We start from the raw sequence: 19,157 nt of genomic DNA, 5'->3' as shown, positions 1-19,157 counted from the left end.
CGATCATCCGAGACATACCGGACGACACCGGCGGCAGGTGCTCGCTCGCTGTCCCGGATTGGGCACAATGAGGCGGCGGCAGGCGGGCTGCCGAGGGGACGTGAGGGGGAGCGGGCTTTCATGACGCGCGCAGGATGGGACGCATTCCAAGCCGCGCAGTCCGAGGCGGCGGCCGGCCGCACGGCGGTGCTGACCGGGCCGGACGGCATGGTGTGGCAGCTGGCCCCTGGCCAGCAGTGGCAGCGCCGGCTGACGAACGGGAGCTGGCTGTCCGCGCAACCGCCCGCCGACCCGAACTACCGGGCGGCCGCCCAGCTGATGCCTCCCCAAGGCGCCCCTGCCCCCGGCCCGGCCTACCCAGCCAGTCCGGCCCCCGGGACCGGCGGATACAGCGTGCCGCAGGGGTATCCAGGCGGTCCGCAACCCGGGTACGGAGCCCCGCCGCAGCAGCCGTATCCCGTTGCGCCGCAAGGGAATTTCGGCGGTCCCGGCCCGGTGCCGCAGAGCTACCCGGGCGGTCCCGGCCCGCAGCAGGGCAACCCCGGCAGCGGGCCGATGCCGCAGGGCAACCCCGGCCGCTCCGGCGGTCCTGGTCCGCAAGGCGGGTTCGGCGGGGCGGCCCCGCAGCCCGGCCACCCGGGCGGTTACGGTCAGAATCCGGCCCCGCAAAGCAATCCCGGCGGTTTCCCGGCCGCACCGCAGGGCTACCCCGGCACCCCGCCGCAGGGCTATCCGCAGGCGCCGCAGGGTCCGCAGGCAGCGCAGGGTGGTCCGTGGTCCGGGCAGGTCCCGGCGCAGCCGCCGCCGCTGCCGGCTGGCAGTCCGCCGCCGCTCCCGGCCGGCGGTCCGCCGCCGTTGCCCCCGGCTCCGAGCGGTCCGCCGCCGCTGCCTCCGGCTCCCGGCGGACCTCCGCCGGCCTCGACGGCTCCGGCGGGTCCGCCGCCGTTGCCGGCTTCCGCGGGCGGACCGCCGCCAGCCGGACCGGCCCGGCAAGGCACGCCGCCTGCCCGGGTGGAGAACCTGGGCCGGACCGGCGCTTTCGTCTGCGGTCCGGATTCGGCGACCGCGTTCCTGGCGAACGCCGTCCGAGTGATCGCCTGGGCGGACGCGACCCGGCACGGCACCGCGAACGGTCCCGGCGAACCGGCTCCGGTCGAGCCGGTGCCGCCGGCCCCGCCGGAGTCGAACGGGCAGCGCGGTGGCGTGCTGGACGACATGGCCCGGCACAGCCGATCGGTCACGCTCGACCTGCTCGCCGCGGGCAACCGGATGAAGCAGCGCAACAACGACCGGCGCGGGCAAGAGGAGTACGAGCGCGCGTACTCCTACTACGAGCAGCAGTACGCGGCCTGGCAAGCGGCGTACGCGGCCTGGGAACGGCGCGAAGAAGCCAGGAGGTCGGAAGGCTCGAAGCAGCCGAACCCGCTCGTCCTGCTGATCGGGGAGCCGAACACCGGACAGCGCCGGTTCGCCCGGGCGCTGAAGACCGCGCTGGCCGACGCGGAGGTCGGATTCGAGAGCGCCCAGTTCGTCGACAGCGTCGGTTTGCTCGCCCAGTTCCCGGACGACGCGGTCGACCGCACGCTCGTCGACGAAGTCAACCGGATCGACGACGGCGGGTCCGGCCTGATGCTCGCGGAGCGAGCCGATGCGTTCTTCGAAAAGGACGCCGGAGCGACGGTCCGCCAGCTCCGCGCGTATTCGCGCGACCAGGAGAGCTGCCGGCTGATCATCCTGGCCGGCACCGAGAAGATGCTGGAGACCCTTGCCGTCGAAGCACCGGACCTGGTCGCGGCCAGCCTGCAGTACCGGCTGGCCCGGTTCGACCGGCCGGCCGAGGCGGCCGCTCTGCTCGATGCGCTGGCCTGGGAACGGTCCTTCGGGCTGCCCCCGGACGTCCGCGACCGGCTCGCCGCGCTGGTCAAGGAGCCCGAGGCCACGGCGGTGGAGGCGATGCTGGACGCGGCATCGCGCCAGGCGATCACCCGGGGCGCGACGCCGGGCAGCCGCATCCAGCTGACCCATCAGGACATCGAGCCGCTGGTGGCGGCGGTCGGCAAGCGCGGCGGCCAGTCCATCGAGGAGCTGCTCGCCGAGCTGGACGCGATGATCGGCCTGGCCGCGGTGAAGGAGCGGGTCCGCTCGCTGACCTCGGAGATGGCGATCGACGCCCGGCGCCGCGAATCCGGCATGAAGGTCGCCGTGCGCAGCCGGCATCTGCTGCTCACCGGCAATCCGGGCACCGCCAAGACCACCGTCGCGCGGCTGCTGGGCAAGGTCTACCAGGCGCTCGGCGTGCTGCCGAAGGGCCACGTCGTGGAGGTGACCCGCACCGACCTGGTCGGCGAATACCTCGGCGAGACCTCGCAGAAGACCCGCGCGGTGGTGCAGCGGGCCGCCGGCGGTGTGCTGTTCCTGGACGAGGCGTACAACCTCATGACCGAGAAGGACGACCAGTTCGGCAAGGAAGCCGTCGCCGAACTGCTGGTGCAGATGGAGAACCACCGCGAGGACCTGGTGGTCTTCGCGGCCGGCTACCCGAAGGAGATGGACGCCTTCCTGGAGGCCAACTCGGGCCTGCGGTCCCGGTTCGCCGGCGTCATCGACTTCCCGGACTACTCGAACGACGAACTGGCGCAGATCTTCGCGGTGATGGCGAAGGGCCAGGGCTACCGGCTCGCCCCGGACCTGCTGGACGCGCTGCCCGAGGCGGTCCGGCGGATCCCGCGCGGGCGCGGGTTCGCCAACGGCCGGTCGGCGCGCGGCCTGCTGGAAACCGCGATCGCGAAGCAGTCGACCCGGCTCACCTCGGGCGACGTCTCCGATGCCGACCTGGTCACCTTGGTCGGCGCCGACCTGCCGGCGCCGGGCGAGGCCGGGGTCGGCGCGATCGACGACGCCGGCCCGCGCCGGAGTCTCGACGAGCTGCTCGCCGAGCTGGACGGGATGATCGGCCTGAACTCGGTGAAGCAGCGGGTCCGGTCGATGGTGGACGAGATGGCCGTCGACCAGCGGCGGCGCGACGCGGGCATGAAGGTCGCGGTCCGCAGCCGGCATCTGCTGTTCACCGGCAACCCGGGCACCGCGAAGACGACGGTGTCGCGGCTGGTCGGCCAGATCTACCGGGAGCTGGGAGTGCTGCCGTCCGGGCACCTGGTCGAGGTCGGCCGGGCCGATCTGGTCGCGGAATACGCCGGGGGAACCGCGCCGAAGACGCGCGAGGTGTGCGAGCGCGCGAGCGGCGGCGTCTTGTTCATCGACGAGGCTTACAACCTGGTCAAGGACGAAAACGACTCGATGGGCCAGGAAGCGGTCACCGAGCTGCTGGTGCAGATGGAGAACCACCGCGACGACCTGGTGGTGTTCGTGGCCGGTTACCCGAAGCAGATGGACGAGTTCCTGGAAGCCAACCCGGGCCTGCGGTCGCGGTTCTCCGGCCGGATCGAGTTCCCGGACTACTCGAACGACGAGCTGGCGAAGATCTTCGAGGTGATGGCGAAGGGTCTCGGCTACCAGCTCTCCGAAGACCTCCAAGCTGTGCTGCCCGAAGCCGTGCGCCGGATCCCGCGCGGGCGCGGGTTCGCGAACGGCCGGTCCGCGCGCGGGATGCTGGAAGCCGCGATCAGCAAGCAGTCTTCGCGGCTCGCCGCCGCCCCGGACACCCCGGCCGACCAGCTCGGCACGCTCGTCGCGGCCGACCTGGCCGCCGAATCGGGGGTCGCGGTCACCGACGAGGCCGGGCCGCGGCGCGGCTTGGACGACCTGATGGCCGAACTCGACGGGATGATCGGCCTGGACGAGGTGAAGGCGCAGGTCCGTTCCCTGGTCGCGGAGACGCGGCTGGACGCGCGCCGGCGCAAGGCCGGGCTGCCGGTCGGGGCGCGCAGCCGGCACCTCGTGTTCACCGGCAACCCGGGCACCGCGAAGACGACCGTCGCGCGGCTGATGGGCCAGCTTTACCGGGAGCTGGGCGTGCTGCCGTCCGGGCACCTGGTCGAGGTCGCGCGGCCGGACCTGGTGGGCGAGTACATCGGGCAGACCGCGCCGAAGACGCGCGATGTCTGCGAGCGGGCGATCGGCGGGCTGCTGTTCATCGACGAGGCGTACAACCTGGTCCAGACCTATTCGAACAACAGCGACTTCGGCACCGAGGCGGTCGCCGAGCTGCTGGTGCAGATGGAGAACCATCGCGAGGACCTGATCGTCATCGCGGCCGGCTATCCCGCGGACATGGACCGGTTCCTCGACGCCAACGCCGGCCTGCGGTCCCGGTTCGGCGCGACGGTGCACTTCGCCGACTACACGAACGAACAGCTGGCGGAGATCTTCACGAGCATGGCAGGCAAGCAGGGCTACCGTCTCGACCCCGAGCTGACCGAAGCGCTGCCCGGCTTCATCGCCGGCATCGACCGAGGCACCGGCTTCGCGAACGGCCGCTCCGCGCGCGGGCTGCTGGAGCGCGCGATCCGCTCCCAGGCGATGCGGCTGGCCGGCCCGGACGTCGATCTCGAGGCGCTGGACGACACCGAGCTGACGATGCTGACAGTCGCCGACGTCGCCGCCGCCTGAACCCGTCCGCTCGCTCGGCGGCCGGTCCGGGAGGGGCCCTGGAGGGACTCTGCTTCCCTCCGCGGGCCCTTCCCGGACGCCGGGAGAAGGCCGTTCGCCCGGCTGAGCGACTCCGTCGCGGAGCCGTCCGAGGCCGACGGCTACCCTGAACGTCGTGCCTTCTCCAGCCGTTGAACCCGCTCGCGCCCGTCGTGTCTCCCTCGTGACCTTGGGCTGCGCCCGCAACGAGGTCGATTCCGAGGAGCTGGCGGGCCGGCTGGCCGCGGGCGGCTGGGAACTGGCCGCCGAACCCGAGGACTCCGACGTCGTCGTGGTGAACACGTGCGGCTTCGTCGAGTCCGCGAAGAAGGACTCGGTCGACACGCTGCTCGCCGCCGCCGACACCGGCCGCAAGGTGGTCGCGGTCGGCTGCATGGCCGAGCGGTACGGCAACGAGCTGGCCGACAGCCTGCCCGAGGCGGACGCCGTCCTCGGCTTCGACCACTACGCCGACCTGTCCTCCCGGCTGGACGACGTGGTCGCCGGACGCGCGATCGCCGCGCACACCCCGTCCGACCGCCGCAAGCTGCTGCCGATCAGCCCGGTCCAGCGGCCCGCCGCCACGACCGAGGTCGAGGTGCCCGGCCACGCCCAGCACGGCTGGGGCCCGCGCGTGCTGCGCACCCGGCTGGACGATTCCCCGGTCGCCGCGCTGAAGATCGCCTCCGGCTGCGACCGGCGCTGCTCGTTCTGCGCGATCCCGTCGTTCCGCGGGTCGTTCGTGTCGCGCCAGCCGGACGAGATCGTCGCCGAGGCGGCCTGGCTGGCCGAGAACGGCGTCAAGGAACTCTTCCTGGTCAGCGAGAACTCCACGTCCTACGGCAAGGACTTCGGCCGCGAGGGCTCGCGCGCGCTGGAGCTGCTGCTGCCGCGGCTGGCCGAGATCGACGGCATCGAGCGCGTCCGGGTGTCCTACCTGCAGCCTGCCGAGACCCGTCCGCAGCTGGTCAAGGCCATCGCGACCACGCCGGGCGTCGCGGACTACTTCGACCTGTCCTTCCAGCACTCCAGCGAGCAGGTGCTGCGCCGGATGCGCCGGTTCGGCTCCACCGACTCGTTCCTCGCGCTCACCGCGCAGATCCGCGAGTACGCGCCGGAGGCGGGCATCCGGACCAACGTGATCGTCGGGTTCCCCGGCGAAACCGAGGACGACCTGGCCGAGCTGGAGCGGTTCCTGACCGGCGCCCGGCTCGACGCGGTCGGCGTGTTCGGCTACTCCGACGAGGACGGCACCGAGGCGGAGACCTTCGACGGCAAGCTCGACCCGGCCGAGGTCGCCGCGCGCGTCGCCCGCATCTCGGCGCTGGTCGAGGAGCTCACCGCGCAGCGCGCCGAGGACCGGATCGGCACTGTGGTGACTGTGCTGGTGGAGAACGACGGCGCGGACGGCGACGACGCGGTGGGCCGCGCCGCGCACCAGGCGCCCGAGGTCGACGGCGAGTGCGTCATCCTCGAAAATCTCGAAGACGAGGCCGCCAACTCCTTCGCGGTGGGCGATCTCGTCCGCTGCGAGGTGGTCGACTCCGCCGGGGTGGACCTGATCGTCCGGCCGGTGCCGGACTCCGGCCGGTGAGTGCCGCGACCGGCGGGGCGGGCGAGGGCGTGCCCCGCGCCGCGTCCCCCGACGGCCCCGCCGACGGCGGCGCCCAGGTGCCCGAGGCGACCCCGGTCCCCACGCTGAACCTGGCGAATCTGCTCACCATCTCGCGGCTCGTGCTGGTGCCGTTGTTCGTGCTGGCGCTGTTCACCGCGGGCGGCGAGGACACCACGTGGCGGCTGATCGCCACCGGGCTGTTCGCCCTCGCCTCGGCCACCGACCAGGTGGACGGCTGGGTCGCCCGCCGCTACGGGCTGATCACCGACTTCGGCAAGATCGCCGACCCGATCGCGGACAAGGCGCTGATCGGCGCCGCGCTGATCGGGCTGAGCGTCCTCGGCGAGCTGCCTTGGTGGGTCACCGTCGTGATCGCGGTCCGCGAGATCGGCGTGACGCTGCTGCGGTTCTGGGTGATCCGGCACGGCGTGATCCCGGCCAGCCGCGGCGGCAAGGCGAAGACGATGGCGCAGATCCTCGCGATCGTGACGTACCTGCTGCCGCTTCCCGCCGGGGCGGACCCGGTGCGCTGGACGCTGATGGGCATCGCGGTGGCGCTGACCGTGGTCACCGGCGTGGACTACCTGGTCCGCGCGATCCGGCTCCGCGCGGCCGGCCGGCGCGCGACGGGAGCTTGATGAGCCAGGCGCGCGAACTGGTCGAGGCTCTCACCCGTCGGGGGGAAACCGTGGCCGCGGCGGAGTCGCTGACCGCCGGACTCGTCTGCGCCACGCTCGCTGAGGTGCCGGGCGCGAGCGCGGTGCTGCGCGGCGGGCTGGTGGTCTACGCCACGGAGCTGAAGGCGGCCTTGGCCGGCGTCGACGAGCAGTTGCTGGCCGAGCACGGCGCGGTGCACCCCGAGGTGGCCGCGCAGCTGGCCAGGGGAGCGCGGGAGCGCTGCGGCGCGACCTGGGGCCTCGGCCTGACCGGCGTCGCGGGGCCGGACTCGCAGGACGGCGTGGCTCCGGGCACGGTCTTCGTGGGGTTGAGCGGACCGGGCACGGACACGGTGCGTGAGCTGGCCGCGGCCGGTGAGCGGGCCGCCGTCCGGGCGGCTTCGGTGCGCGCCGCGTTCGCGCTGCTCCGGGAACAACTAGACTGAAAACGGCGTTCGCCCTTGGCGTACGTACGTGTCAAGTCCTGCACTCGGGGCGCAGCTCTGGGTAACGTAGGAGGCACCAGTTCGGGAAGGGAGGCGCGTGATGACCGTGCTCTTGCGCGAGGCGATCGGTGACCGGCTCCGTCATGCCCGCACAAACCAGCGCCGAACGCTGCGTGACATCTCTCGTGCCGCCCGGGTGAGCCTCGGCTACCTGTCCGAGGTCGAGCGCGGCCAGAAGGAGGCGTCCAGCGAGCTGCTGGCCTCCATCTGCCAGGCGTTGGAGCTCCCGCTCGGCGAGCTGCTGTACAAGGTCGCGGCCGACGTGTCGGCCCTCGACGAGGTCGAGGTCGCACCGGTGCCGGAAGAGGTGGACGCCGGGCCGCGGAAGACCGTGCCGGACCGCGAAACCGGCTCGGCCGGGTTCGAAGGCGGCCGCCTGGTGTCCGAGCTGATCGGCGACGACCTGTCCGACCTGCGGCTTCAGCCCGCACAGCGGATGAGCACCACGTTGCGGACCACGATCGGCGCGCCGAAGCTGGCGTCCACGATCGCGGCGTAACGCGAGCATCGAATACGTGCACGGCCCCGGGGAACGCCCTCGGGGCCGTACGCGTAGGCAGGGTCGGGGCGAGCGTCGCTCAGGGCCATCCCTGAATTCCCCCGGGGTCGCCTGGAACGGCGGACGCCGACCTGACACGATGGAACCCGATGCCGGGGTCGGGACGTTGTGTGACTAGGGGAGCGACGCCCCGCCCCGAGGAAACTCAGGGCCCGTGGGACGCAAGAAGGCAGGCGGAGGAGATGGCCAACCCGTTCGTGAAGTTCTGGAAGTACATGATGGCGGCGTTCTCGTCGAAGATCGACGAGCACGCCGACCCGAAGGTACAGATCCAGCAGGCCATCGAGGAGGCACAGCGCAACCACCAGGCGCTGACGCAGCAGGCCGCCTCCGTGATCGGCAACCAGCGGCAGCTGGAGATGAAGCTCAACCGGCAGCTCGGCGACGTCGAGAAGCTCCAGGCGTCCACGCGCCAGGCGCTGGTGCTCGCCGACGAGGCGCGCTCCAAGGGCGACGAGGCGAAGGCGACCGAGTTCGAGACCGCGGCGGAAAGCTTCGCCGCGCAGCTCGTCACGGCTGAGCAGAACATCGAAGACCTCAAGACGCTGCACGACCAGTCGCTGCAGGCGGCCGCGCAGGCCAAGCAGGCCGTCGAGCGCAACGCCACCATGCTGCAGGAGAAGCTGGCCGAGCGCACCAAGCTGCTGTCGCAGCTGGAGCAGGCGAAGATGCAGGAGCAGGTCTCCGCTTCGCTCAACCAGATGAGCCAGCTGGCCGCGCCGGGCAACACGCCGTCGCTGGAAGAGGTCCGGGACAAGATCGAGAAGCGCTACACCACCGCGCTGGGCCAGGCCGAGCTGGCGCAGAACTCGGTGCAGGGCCGGATGATGGAGGTCCAGCAGTCGGCCACCCAGATGGCCGGCCACTCGCGGCTGGAGCAGATCCGCGCCTCGATGCGCGGCGACTCGGTCGCGCAGGTGACCGACGGCAGCGCGGCGGCGAAGCCGGCCGCCAGCAGCTCGGCGGACATCCAGCGGGAGATCCAGGCCCGCGTCCAGGCCGAGCAGGGCAAGAACCCGGCCTGACCGGCCGGTCCACGGGCAGAGCGCAGGGGGTGGCGGGATGGCCAAGCGGCGGGACTTCAGCGAGTTCAACGCCAAGCTCGAAAAGCACATCGAACGGCTGCCCGACTATGCCCAGCGCGCCCAGGAGAAGCTGAACCGGTACTTCCCGCCGGCCGATCAGGCCGGCGGGAAGCCGGGACAGGAAGGGCAGCAGGCAGGCCGGTTCCAGCACCGCCCGGCCGCCGCGAAGCCCCCGGTGCCCCGTCGTCCGACGGTGCCCACCACGTTTTCCGCGGTCGCCGGCCAGGTGCCCGCGGTCGCCGAGGTCCGCGCGAAGTGGCAGCGCTGGAACGAACCGGCGGCCAAGCACCAGCGGCGGATCCGGCGCACCTCCCGGATGCTCACCCTGTGGGTGCTGATCACGATCCTGTTCGGCGTGCTCACCGTGCTGTCGGCGACCGGCCTGCTCGGCCAGGTCAGCGGCCCGGAGATCGGCCAGGCCGTGCTGGGCGGGTTCGCCACGCTGGTGTTCGGCACGTTCAGCGTCCGCACCGGACTGCGGTTGCGCGAGCTGAAGAAGACTGAACTGCCGGCCGCGCCGAGCGGCCCGCCGCCGCTGCCGCCCGCCGGATCGGTGGCACGCGAGCCGATGGAACGGCTGGCCGAGTCCGAGGCGTCGCTGGGCGAACTGCTGCGCCAGCTGTCCGTGCCGACCTCGCTGGGCACCACCGCGGTGCCGGAAGTGTCGGTGGCCGACGCCCGCGCCACTTCGACCGAAGCGGCGCGCGCGCTCCGCGGCCTGGCGGATCGCATCCAGGCCATCGAACGCGGCCGCGACTCCGCGCCGGAACGGGAACGCTCCGCGCTGCAGGCGGCGATCACGAAGCTGCGGGAACAACTCGACGACGGCATCGAGGGCTACGGCAGCCTGGTCGCCGCGGCCGGCCGGGCAGTGGCCGCGAGCAGCGACGGCCTGGGCACCTCGCGCGAGGCGCTGACAGACGCGACGGACCGGCTCGCCGGGCTGGCTCTGGCGCTGCGGGACCTGGGCTGAGGCCGGTCGCCTCGCACTGAGCGCCTTGCGGGTGGCTTACTGCGTTTGCGACGTGCTACCGCGGCGTCGGCTCGCCGCGGTCCCGGCAATCCGGACGCTCCGCCGGCCCGCCACGCCGGGCCCGGCGGGTGAATGTCGCCTGGCCGCGTCCGGCCGTGTCCGACCCGGCCGGCTGCGGTTTACGCTCGTCCCGGCCGGAAATGCCGCCTGATGGCCGAGTTTGGGAATCCGGTCGGCGCAACGCGCCACCCCGGCCGCGACGGTGCGTGAGTCTGCCCCGCACACCGAAACAATCGCGTAATCCGATCCTGCTGGTGACGGAAACGTCTGCGGTTTAACGTTTTTCCCATGAGGTCGGTGTCGGCACCTGCCAGGTCCGGCGTCGTGGGCTGAGGTTCCGCGGAGCCGGACGTACACAGTGGACTCTTCTCGATCCGCCGAGGAAAGGACGCCCCGTGACCACGCTCCCGCCGGAACCCGAATACATCCCCCTGCCCCCGCCCAGCGCGCACGAGCGAGCGCGCACCGCGTTCGAACGGATCGCGAAAGCCGACCGGCCCGCGTCCTGGGTCGCGTTGCGCACGATGGACGAAGTGCTCGTCGATGCGAAAACGGTCGACGAACGCGTCCGCGCCGGCGAGACCTTGTCGCTCGCCGGCGTCGTCTGCACCGTGGACGATCGCTACGGCTCGCCGCCTGGTTCCGCCGTTTCGCGGCTGACCGCCGCCGGCGCGGTCCTGCTCGGGACAACGGTGTTCGATCCGGAATGCGCCGTTATCGGCCTGGGCATCGCCGACCTGGCGTTGACCACGTCCGCGCGAGAGATCTCCGCCCCGGCCGACGTGATCAGCCTCAAACCGACACCGGGTCTGGTCCCCCGAACCGGGGTCCGGGAAAGCATTTCGGTGTCCGCTCGCACCCTCGCGACCGCACAGCGGGCGGTCGCGGCGATGCTGGGACCCGACGGCCTCGACCCGGACGTCCGCGAATGGCCGCCCGACGTCCGGCTCGGTGCCGGCCACCGGCCACGGCTCGGGGTCCCGGACGCTGCCAGCCTCCCGCTGCCCGCGCGACGCGCGTTCGACGTGGCCGCCGCGTCCCTGGAAGCGTCCGGTGCGGTGCTGGTCCCGGTGGACGCCAGCGCGGTCTCCCCAGCCGGCAGCGCGGCGGCGGCCAGGACGTTGCTGGCAGACCTGGACGCGCTCCTCCTGCCGACCGTCGGCTTCGCGGAATCCACCCTGAACGACCTGGACCTGGCCGCCGCGACGGTGCCCGGCCAGCGCCGGCCGTACGGAATCACCGTGGTCACCCGGGCCTTCGAGGACCAGATCGGGATCGACCTGGCGTCGGTCCTGACCGGCGAGAAATGCCCGGACCCGTATCCGGCCGAAGCAGTCGACGTCGTGGTGTTCGGCGCGCACCTCTGCGGTCAGCCGCTGCACGACGAGCTGCGCGGCGCCCGGTTCGGCGGGCTCGTCCGGACCAGCGAGCGCTACCGGCTGGTCCTGCTCTCCGACGTGACCCCGCCGCAGCCCGGCCTGGTCACCGGCACGACCGGCATCGACGGCGAACGCTGGCGGCTGTCACCAGCGACCTTCGACCGGTTCGCGGACAGGCTGGCCGCGCCGTTCGCGCTGAACCGAGTGGAACTGGAGGACGGCAGCACACCGCTGGCGGTCGTCTGCGACCCCGCCGCGGCGACGGGCGGCGAAAGCCTGGACCGGTACGCGTCTTGGCGCGGCTACCTGCGGTTCGTCAGCACCGCGGGCCCGAGATTCCCGCGGTGAGAAAGGGCCCAGGCCCGCGGTGACGGGGACCTGGGCAGGGAAGGCGTTGCGACTGTGCCGGGTCGGCCTCGTGCCGCCCGGGCACCGCAACCGAATCCCGCTGTCACCCGCGCGCCGCGATGCCGCGGCTGACCCGCCGGACCACGCCCGGCCCGTGCAGCGCGAACGCGGTGTAGAGCTGGACGAGGCTGGCCCCGGCGTCGAGCATCCGGAGAGCGTCGTCCGGTCCGAGGATGCCGCCGACGCCGATGATCGGCAGGGCGCCGCCGGTCTTTTCGTGCACGAAGCGGACGACCTCGGCCGAGCGGGCGGTCAGCGGCCGGCCGGACAGTCCGCCGGCTTCGGATGCCAGCGCGGATTCGGAAGCCGCGATGCCGGTGCGGGCCAGCGTCGTGTTGGTCGCGATGATCCCGGCGACCCCGTGCTCCAGGCAGACTTCGAGGAGCTCGGCGAGGGCGTCGTCGGTGAGGTCGGGGGCGACCTTGACCAGCAGGGGGGTCTCGCCGCCCAGTTCGGCGCCGGTCTTGCGGAGCTCGGCGAGCAGCTCGGCGAGCGCGGCCTTGTCCTGCAATGCGCGAAGACCCGGCGTGTTGGGGGAGCTGACGTTGATCGCGAAGTAGTCGGCGTACGGGTGCAGAGCGCGCAGCGAATACCGGTAGTCCTCGACCGCGTCCTCCAGCGGCGTCACTTTCGATTTGCCGATGCTGATCCCCAGCGGCACACCCGGCTTCCCGTGCGCGGCGAGCCGGTCGGCCAGCGCCTGCGCGCCCTCGTTGTTGAAGCCCATCCGGTTGATCACCGCGTCGCTGGCCGGAAGAGTGAACAGCCGCGGCTTCGGGTTGCCCGGCTGCGGATGCCGGGTGACCGTCCCGACCTCGACGAACCCGAAGCCGAGCGCGGGCCACGCCGCGAGCGCCCGGCCGTTCTTGTCCATCCCGGCGGCCAGCCCGACGCGATTCGGGAACCGCAGCCCGAACACGGTGACCGGGTCGTCGGTCCGGTAGAGCCGCGAAACCGGCCGGATCGCGCCACCGGCGCGGCTCAGCAGCCGGATGGTGCGCTCGTGCACCACCTCGGGGTCGTGGTAGGCGAGCCGGTACATCGCGGGGCGGACGATCCTGTCGAAGAGCACGCGCCCATGCTGCCGCATCGGCGCGGAACCGGCTTCCGGACCCGCCCGCACGTGTGGCCCGGGTCGCTGCCGCGAAACCCGGGGCCAGGTTCACTCAGCCCTCGCCGCCGCGGCCTTCCACTCGTCCTCGAGCATGGCGTAGACCAGTTCGTCGGTCCACACGCCCTTGACGATCTCGTTCTCCCGCAGATGCGCCTCCTGCCGCATTCCGAGGCGCTCCATCAACGTCGCGGACGCGGTGTTCCGCCCGTCGCAGCGGCCGATGACCCGGTGCAGCCCCAGGTCCTCGAAGCCGAGCCGGAGCAGTTCGCGGGCGGCTTCCCGGGCGAGGCCCTTCCCGTGGTGGTCCGGGTGGAACACGAAACCGATCTCGCCGCAGCGGTGTTCGGCGCTGAGGTATTCGAGGTTGAGATCGCCGATCAGCTGCCCGGTCTCGGCGAGTTCGACGGCGACGGCGAGCAGCTGTCCTTCCTCGGACAGGGTGGAGCTGTGGATGCGCTTTGCCAGCGCCGCGGCGGATTCCGCGCGGCTGCGCGGTCCCCAGTAGAGGTAGCGGGCCACGTCCGCGCGGGATTGGAAGGAGTTCAAGGCATCGAGGTCGTCGTCCTTGAAGGGGCGCAGTACGAGGCGCTCGGTGTTGATCGGGTAGTCCGGCCTGAGCATTGGCCCAGCCTAGCCAGATCCGGCCGCCCGGAGCAGCCGCTGCGGCCAGGAAGATCGCCGGGCGGTCGGTCCGGCGAGTCGGCCGCTGCGAACCGGCCGTCGCCCGCCGTCTCCTTCGTCCGTTCGGCGTGACTCGCCCGCTCGGCTTGCGGTGGTAGTTTCCGTGAAGGGCCCCTTGCGGGACTTGGATTCCCGCAAGGGGCCCTTCACGGAACTCAAGAGAAGTTTGGTCGCGCGGCTGGGCGACTCGGTCGCGGAGCCGTCCGGTTCGGGAAGGATCGGGCCGTACCGCGCGGAGCCGGGCAATAGGAAATTCCCGGGGCGGCTCCGGGACGCCGTGGGCGTCCCGGCCCGAGCCGGACTGGTGCTCGGGAACCCCGGGAATCCGGTGACTGCCTGGTATTCGTCAGCAGGCAGCACGTGAAGCAGGCGATGAGCCGAAGGTGGCTCAGGTTGCATCGCTGCTCAAAGTCCCAACACGTGCCATCCGCTAGCGGACAGCCACCTCACAAGTCCTGTGGGAATACAACTCAGGACCACCTCCTCTCTTGTGTACTGCCACGCTAACCTCGGACCTGCGGGTCCGGCAACATCATTTGCGCGGCAGTCCGTCCGGTGGGATCGGGCCGGGCTGACAGCGCGGGCAGCACCAGGTCGGCCGCTGGTAGGGCCCGTCGCCCTGCGGGCGCACCACGACCGGTCCGCCGCACCGGAAGCAGCCCTGCCGGGTGCGTTCGTAGACCCAGGTGCGCCTGCCTCGGCGGAGGTCGCCGGTGGTGGCCTGCTCATGGCGCCAGGCGTTGGCCGCGAGCAGCTTGCGCGCGAGCGCCACCGCGCGTCCAGTGTCCACTTCGGACACCGGAGTCCACGGCGATACTCGCAGCAGGAAGCAGATCTCCGTCTTGTACAGATTGCCGACCCCGGCCATCGTCCGCTGGTCCAGCAGTGCGTCGCCGAGTTCCCGGTCCGGCTTCGCCGCCAGGTTCGCCGCGGCCCGTGCGGCGTGCTCGTCTGTCCACTGTGGATCCAGCAGGTCCGGGCCGAGGTGTTCGACGAGCGAGTGCTCCTCCGCGGTGGGCAGCAGTTTCAAGTCGTGCAACCGAAAACCGATCGCCTGGACGTCGTCGGTCATCAGCACGACGCGCGCGTGGTGCGCCGGCATCGGCCACTTCGCGCCGGCCGGCTGGATCTTCCAGTCGCCGTCCATCTTGAGATGGCTGTGCAGCGTCAGGTCGCCGGAGAACCGGGCGAACAGATGCTTGCCGACCGTTCCCACGCCGAGCACCCGCCGGCCTGCCAAGTCCACAGTGGCCAACTCGGGATGCCGGAACTCGCCGCGCACCAGCGTTTTCCCGGCGAGTGCGCGGTCGAGCAGCTTCCCGGCGAGGAATACGGTGTCGCCTTCGGGCACCGGTCAGCCCGCGTTTTCCGACACTTCCGGCTGCGCGGCTTCCTCTTCGCCGCGGACGCGGTGGCGTCCGGCGCGGTTGGAGCGCAGGATCTTCGCCAGGACCATATTGAACGTCAGCGCGATCTCCTGGGCGCCGGGGGAGTGCCACTCGTGGATCGGGCTGCACGCGCCCTGCGCCTGCTGCACCGCCAGCCGGTCCGGGATCGCCGTCGGCATCACCAGCGAGCCGAAGTTCTCGCGCAGCTCCGCGACCCGGAACTGGTGCTCGTACGACCGCACCCGCAGCTTGTTCACCAGCACGCCGATCGGCCGCAGCCCCGGGTTGCTCTCCTCGCGGATCCGCTCGATCGCTTCGAGCGCGCGCTGAGCGCCGGCGACCGCATACATTGTGGGCTCAGTCACAATCAACGCGCTGTCGGCGGCTACGAGCGCCGATTTGGTCAACCGGCCCAGCGACGGCGGGCAGTCGACGATCGCCAGTTCGTACGGGTCCTCGCGGATCGGGTGCTGATGCAGTTCGTCGAGCGCGCGGGCGAGGTTCTCCAGCCGCCGCGGGTCCGCGTCGGGTTCGTTGAGCGCTTCCAGCTCCTCGGCGCCGACCAGCACGTCGATGTCCTCGCTCCAGACGCTGGCCGCGATGGCGCGTTCGAGCACCGCCCTGGCCGGCGTCTCGAGCACGTCCGCGAGGGTCGCGTCGGTGAACGGCGGGTCGAGCGAGGTGGTGGCGTTGCCCTGCGGGTCGAGATCGGCTACGAGCGTGCGGGTTCCCCTACGCAACGCGGCCGACGCGATACCGAGCGCAACTGTCGTTTTGCCGACACCACCCTTGAGGCTGAGAACGGCGACGGTGTGCACTCGGCAAGCGTACGGGCCCCGCGCCGGGGCGGTAGCGCGGAAGGTGGTGAACGCCGCTGCGGCGCCCACGCGGGTCACGGCGCGTGACCGGCGGCCATTACCCTGTCCGCCATGAAGACCGACACCGTCGCCGCCCGAGGTTCGGGCGCTGTTCGCCGAGCTCTCGAGGCTGAGCTGCGGGCCGCGCGCGCCCGCGGAGTGGAGCAGCCGGTCGTCGTGGACGTCGGAGGCGGGAGCGGCGGCTGGGCGGTGCCGTTCGCCTCGGCCGGCTGCCTGGTCACCGTCGTCGAGCCGAACCCGAACGCGCTCGCGACGCTGCGCCGCCGGGCCGAGGACGCGGGCGTCTCCGGCCGCATCACGGTGATCGCCGACGACTCCGACTCGCTCGGCGCGTACGTCCCGGCCGGTTCCGCGGACCTGGTGCTGGCGCACGGCCTGCTGGAGGTCGTGGACGACCCGCGGGTGGTCCTCGACGCGCTGGCCGCCGCGGTCGCCCCCGGCGGCGCGGTCTCGGTGCTGGTGGCCAACCGGATGGCGGCGGTGCTGCACCGCGCGCTGGCCGGCCGGATCACCGAAGCGCAGCGGCTGCTGGAGAACGCCGAGGGCATCGTGGCAGGGGACACCGTGCTGCGCCGGTACGACAGCGCCGGGCTGACCGAGTCGCTGATCGCGGCCGGCCTGGAGGTCGGGCTGGTGCAGGGCGACCGGGTCATCTCCGACGTCGTGCCGGGCGGGGTCCGCGAAGACGAACTGGCGGAGTTCGAGCTGGCCGCTTCGGCGGTGCCCGCGCTGCGCGACGTCGCCGGCCGGTTGCACGCGATCGCCCGGCGCGGCTGACCGGGCGGAAGTCACCCGGTCCGTCGACGCGGTCGGCGGGCTCCGGGAATTGTCGGTGCCGCCGGGTAGCGTCCGCGGGCGTGGGGAGAAACGCCGAACTGCCGAGCGGGATGGCCCGCTACCGCGTCACCACGGGCGCGACCGAGATGCCGGACGACACCGGCTGCTCGATCCTGCACGTGGACATGGACGCCTTCTTCGTGTCCTGCGAACTGCGCAGCCGGCCGGAACTGGCGGACAAGCCGGTCGTCGTGTCCGGCGGCGGCCCGCGTTCGGTCGTGGCGGCGGCGAGCTACCCGGCGCGGCGGTTCGGGGTGCGCTCGGCGATGCCCTTTTCGACCGCCAAGCGCTTGTGCCCGCAGCTGGTCTGCCTCCAGCCGACGCCCGGCCTGTACGGCGAGGTGTCGCGCGGCGTGATGCGGATTTTCCGGGAGCTCACGCCGCTGGTGGAGCCGCTGAGCCTCGACGAGGCTTTCCTCGACGTCGGCGGCGCCCTGCGGCGGCTGGGAAGCACTCCGGGCGTGCTGGGCGCGCGGATTCGGGAGCGGGTGCAGTCCGAGCATGGGATCGCTTGCTCGGTCGGCGTCGCGAAGGTGAAATTCGTGGCGAAGCTGGCGTCCGGGATGGCGAAGCCGGACGGGATGGTGATCGTTCCGGCCGCGGAGATGCTCGAGTTCCTGCGTCCGCTGCCGGTGTCGGCGCTGTGGGGCGTCGGAAAGCGGACCGAGGAACAGCTGCGCCAGCACGGCTGGCACACCATCGCGGACGTCGCGGCCGCTCCGCCGGCCCGATTGCGCCGCGCGGTGGGCCGGGCAGCGGGGGACCACTTGTGGGCGCTGTCGAACGGCCATGACGACCGGGCGGTGGAACCGGAGTCGGCGGAGAAGTCGATCGGGGCGGAGCACACGTTCGACGTCGACGTCCTCGACCGGGCCGAGCTGGGCCGGGAACTGCTGCGGCTGTCCGAACGGGTCGGGGCGACGCTCCGGTCGCGCGGTCTGCGGGCGAGGACGGTTTCGATCAAGGTGCGGTTCGCGGATTTCCAGACGATCACCCGCGCCCGCACGATGCCGTCCTCGACGGACGTGGCGCGGGACATCCACCGGACCGCGGTGGAGCTGCTGGCCGAGCACGCGCCGACCGGAGCGGTGCGGCTGATCGGAGTGCGGGCGGAGGGGCTGGACGCGGGGGACGCGGGGGAACAGCTGGCGTTCGCCAATGACGAGCCCCGCTGGCGGGACGCGGAAGTGGCGGCGGACGTAGCCCGGCGGAAGTTCGGCTCGGCGGCGATTCGGCCGGCGTCGTTACTGGCTCCTCGGCCGGAGTGAGGGAAGCGGGCGCACGCGGCCGGGCCCGCAGTGACCTGGGCCGCGCCCAGCCCGGCCGGTCGGGAAGCCAACCCGCGGGCCCGCTCAGGGCCGGATCGCCGCCCGGAATACCCCTAGGGGACGGCACCCTGGTCCGTGCGGTCGGCGGCCCGGGCGGCACCGCCGTCCGGGGCGCGGATCCCGGTGAAGCGGTAGCGCTGAGTCATCTCCCGCCCCGCCGCCGGTGCGGTCAGGGATTGCCGCGCTGTGCGTCGAGCGGGTGAATCGGTGGCAGTCGGTGTCGATCGGCCGATCGGTCTCGCGGGCCGGTGTCGACAGGTCGGGTGGCCGGGGCGGATCCGGCCGCTCTCCGTGACGAGGGACCCCGCGCGGGGGAGGCAGGCGGGCCTTTCCGGGCGCGCGGCATGCGCCGAACGGGGTGACTTCCGTCGCGGTAACCCACCGTCAACAGGGTTCTTCCGGGATTTCCCCCGATTCGATCATTTCCGGATCGGGGATCGGGTAGTCGGACGAGCGCGGGGCTCGTATCCTGGACAGTGCCACCCCGCCTGGGGTTGGCTGTTGGGTCCAGGACGTTGCGCGGCCCGGCGCCCGCGACAGCTGTGCCGGAGGAGGAAAGATGCCACTCTCCGAGCATGAGCAGCGGCTGCTCGACCAGATCGAGCGCGAGCTCTATGCCGAGGACCCCAAGTTCGCATCCACGGTGCGTGGCACCCGGTTGCGCCGACCCGCGCGCCGTCGGCGCATCCAGGGGATCGCCCTGTTCGTGGTGGGCGTCGCGCTGCTGGTGCTCGGTGCGGTGATCCCGGTGTTGCGGGTCGCCGACGTCCCAGTGGTCAGCGTGCTCGGGTTCCTCGTGATGTTCTTCGGGGTCATGATGGCCGTGACGTCGCTGCACCAGAGCGACAGCGGCAAGAACTCCCACGACGACGGCGGCGGCAGCGGCGGGAAGCAGGCCGGCCGCAAGAGCTCGTTCACCCAGCGCATGGAGGAACGTTTCCGCCAGCGCTTCGAAGGGCAATAACGCGCCGGTGAATCCGCGCTTCTCCCCTCGGGGTGGAGCGCGGATTTCTCGTGCGCGGGGCCGCTGGACCGTCGTGTTCCGGCTGCCGACGTCCGTGAAGGGCCCCTTGAGGGACTTAGATTCCCTCAAGGGGCCCTTC

General features: G+C 72.1%; 15 protein-coding genes. 11 read left to right on the top strand and 4 right to left on the bottom strand.

From position 1 onward, the window contains the following. Positions 1-120 precede the first annotated feature (120 nt). The 8 genes from AMYBE_RS43405 to AMYBE_RS0117375 all read left to right on the top strand — a co-directional run bounded on the left by AMYBE_RS43405 (position 121) and on the right by AMYBE_RS0117375 (position 11,768). Positions 121-4,569 (top strand): AAA family ATPase, encoded by a 4,449-nt coding sequence (locus tag AMYBE_RS43405; protein WP_051124731.1) that lies wholly within the window; start codon positions 121-123, stop codon positions 4,567-4,569. A 154-nt stretch (positions 4,570-4,723) separates the two neighbouring features. Next, entirely contained in the window at positions 4,724-6,181 is a 1,458-nt protein-coding gene (rimO, locus tag AMYBE_RS0117405) for a 30S ribosomal protein S12 methylthiotransferase RimO (protein WP_027927751.1), read from the top strand. A 29-nt stretch (positions 6,182-6,210) separates the two neighbouring features. Then, a complete protein-coding gene (gene pgsA, locus AMYBE_RS0117400; protein WP_034288733.1) occupies positions 6,211-6,840 on the top strand; it encodes a CDP-diacylglycerol--glycerol-3-phosphate 3-phosphatidyltransferase in 630 nt (209 codons plus the stop codon). Continuing rightward, positions 6,840-7,304, top strand: coding sequence for a CinA family protein (locus AMYBE_RS0117395; RefSeq protein WP_020660668.1), 465 nt, complete (start codon positions 6,840-6,842; stop codon positions 7,302-7,304). The genes pgsA and AMYBE_RS0117395 overlap by 1 nt, the downstream gene beginning before the upstream one ends. A 100-nt stretch (positions 7,305-7,404) precedes the next feature. Beyond that, the gene (locus AMYBE_RS0117390; RefSeq protein WP_020660667.1) at positions 7,405-7,863 is read left to right on the top strand and encodes a helix-turn-helix domain-containing protein; all 459 of its coding nucleotides are present in this window, start codon (positions 7,405-7,407) and stop codon (positions 7,861-7,863) included. 242 nt (positions 7,864-8,105) lie between these two features. Then, entirely contained in the window at positions 8,106-8,948 is an 843-nt protein-coding gene (locus tag AMYBE_RS0117385; RefSeq protein ID WP_020660666.1) for a PspA/IM30 family protein, read from the top strand. A gap of 37 nt (positions 8,949-8,985) precedes the next feature. After that, on the top strand, positions 8,986-9,981 hold the full coding sequence (gene pspM, locus AMYBE_RS0117380; protein ID WP_020660665.1) for a phage shock envelope stress response protein PspM: 996 nt from the start codon (positions 8,986-8,988) through the stop codon (positions 9,979-9,981). Positions 9,982-10,436: 455 nt separating this feature from the next. Further along, positions 10,437-11,768, top strand: coding sequence for an allophanate hydrolase-related protein (locus tag AMYBE_RS0117375; RefSeq protein ID WP_020660664.1), 1,332 nt, complete (start codon positions 10,437-10,439; stop codon positions 11,766-11,768). A 103-nt stretch (positions 11,769-11,871) separates the two neighbouring features. Here the strand turns inward: AMYBE_RS0117375 and AMYBE_RS0117370 are convergent, their stop codons facing one another. The 4 genes from AMYBE_RS0117370 to AMYBE_RS0117355 form a co-directional block, all read right to left on the bottom strand. Then, on the bottom strand, positions 11,872-12,900 hold the full coding sequence (locus AMYBE_RS0117370) for a quinone-dependent dihydroorotate dehydrogenase (protein WP_027927750.1): 1,029 nt from the start codon (positions 12,898-12,900) through the stop codon (positions 11,872-11,874). Positions 12,901-12,990: 90 nt separating this feature from the next. Then, a complete protein-coding gene (locus AMYBE_RS0117365) occupies positions 12,991-13,563 on the bottom strand; it encodes a GNAT family N-acetyltransferase (RefSeq protein WP_020660662.1) in 573 nt (190 codons plus the stop codon). Positions 13,564-14,155: 592 nt separating this feature from the next. Next, the gene (locus tag AMYBE_RS0117360; RefSeq protein ID WP_020660661.1) at positions 14,156-14,974 is read right to left on the bottom strand and encodes a DNA-formamidopyrimidine glycosylase family protein; all 819 of its coding nucleotides are present in this window, start codon (positions 14,972-14,974) and stop codon (positions 14,156-14,158) included. A 3-nt stretch (positions 14,975-14,977) separates the two neighbouring features. Continuing rightward, positions 14,978-15,829 (bottom strand): ParA family protein, encoded by an 852-nt coding sequence (locus tag AMYBE_RS0117355; RefSeq protein WP_027927749.1) that lies wholly within the window; start codon positions 15,827-15,829, stop codon positions 14,978-14,980. A gap of 111 nt (positions 15,830-15,940) precedes the next feature. Here AMYBE_RS0117355 and AMYBE_RS0117350 point away from each other — a divergent pair, with 111 nt between their 5' ends. The 3 genes from AMYBE_RS0117350 (at position 15,941) to AMYBE_RS0117340 (ending at position 19,018) form a co-directional block, all read left to right on the top strand. After that, positions 15,941-16,666, top strand: a complete 726-nt coding sequence (locus AMYBE_RS0117350) for a methyltransferase domain-containing protein (protein WP_020660659.1) — start codon at positions 15,941-15,943, stop codon at positions 16,664-16,666. A gap of 110 nt (positions 16,667-16,776) precedes the next feature. Next, the gene (gene dinB, locus AMYBE_RS0117345) at positions 16,777-17,994 is read left to right on the top strand and encodes a DNA polymerase IV (protein ID WP_020660658.1); all 1,218 of its coding nucleotides are present in this window, start codon (positions 16,777-16,779) and stop codon (positions 17,992-17,994) included. 619 nt (positions 17,995-18,613) lie between these two features. Then, on the top strand, positions 18,614-19,018 hold the full coding sequence (locus AMYBE_RS0117340) for a DUF3040 domain-containing protein (protein ID WP_020660657.1): 405 nt from the start codon (positions 18,614-18,616) through the stop codon (positions 19,016-19,018). Positions 19,019-19,157: the final 139 nt, after the last annotated feature.

It is taken from the genome of Amycolatopsis benzoatilytica AK 16/65, from assembly GCF_000383915.1.
GTDB classification, from domain to species: domain Bacteria; phylum Actinomycetota; class Actinomycetes; order Mycobacteriales; family Pseudonocardiaceae; genus Amycolatopsis; species Amycolatopsis benzoatilytica.
The sequence above is the reverse complement of the archived record's forward strand: the minus strand, read 5'-3'. Positions and strand labels throughout refer to the sequence as shown.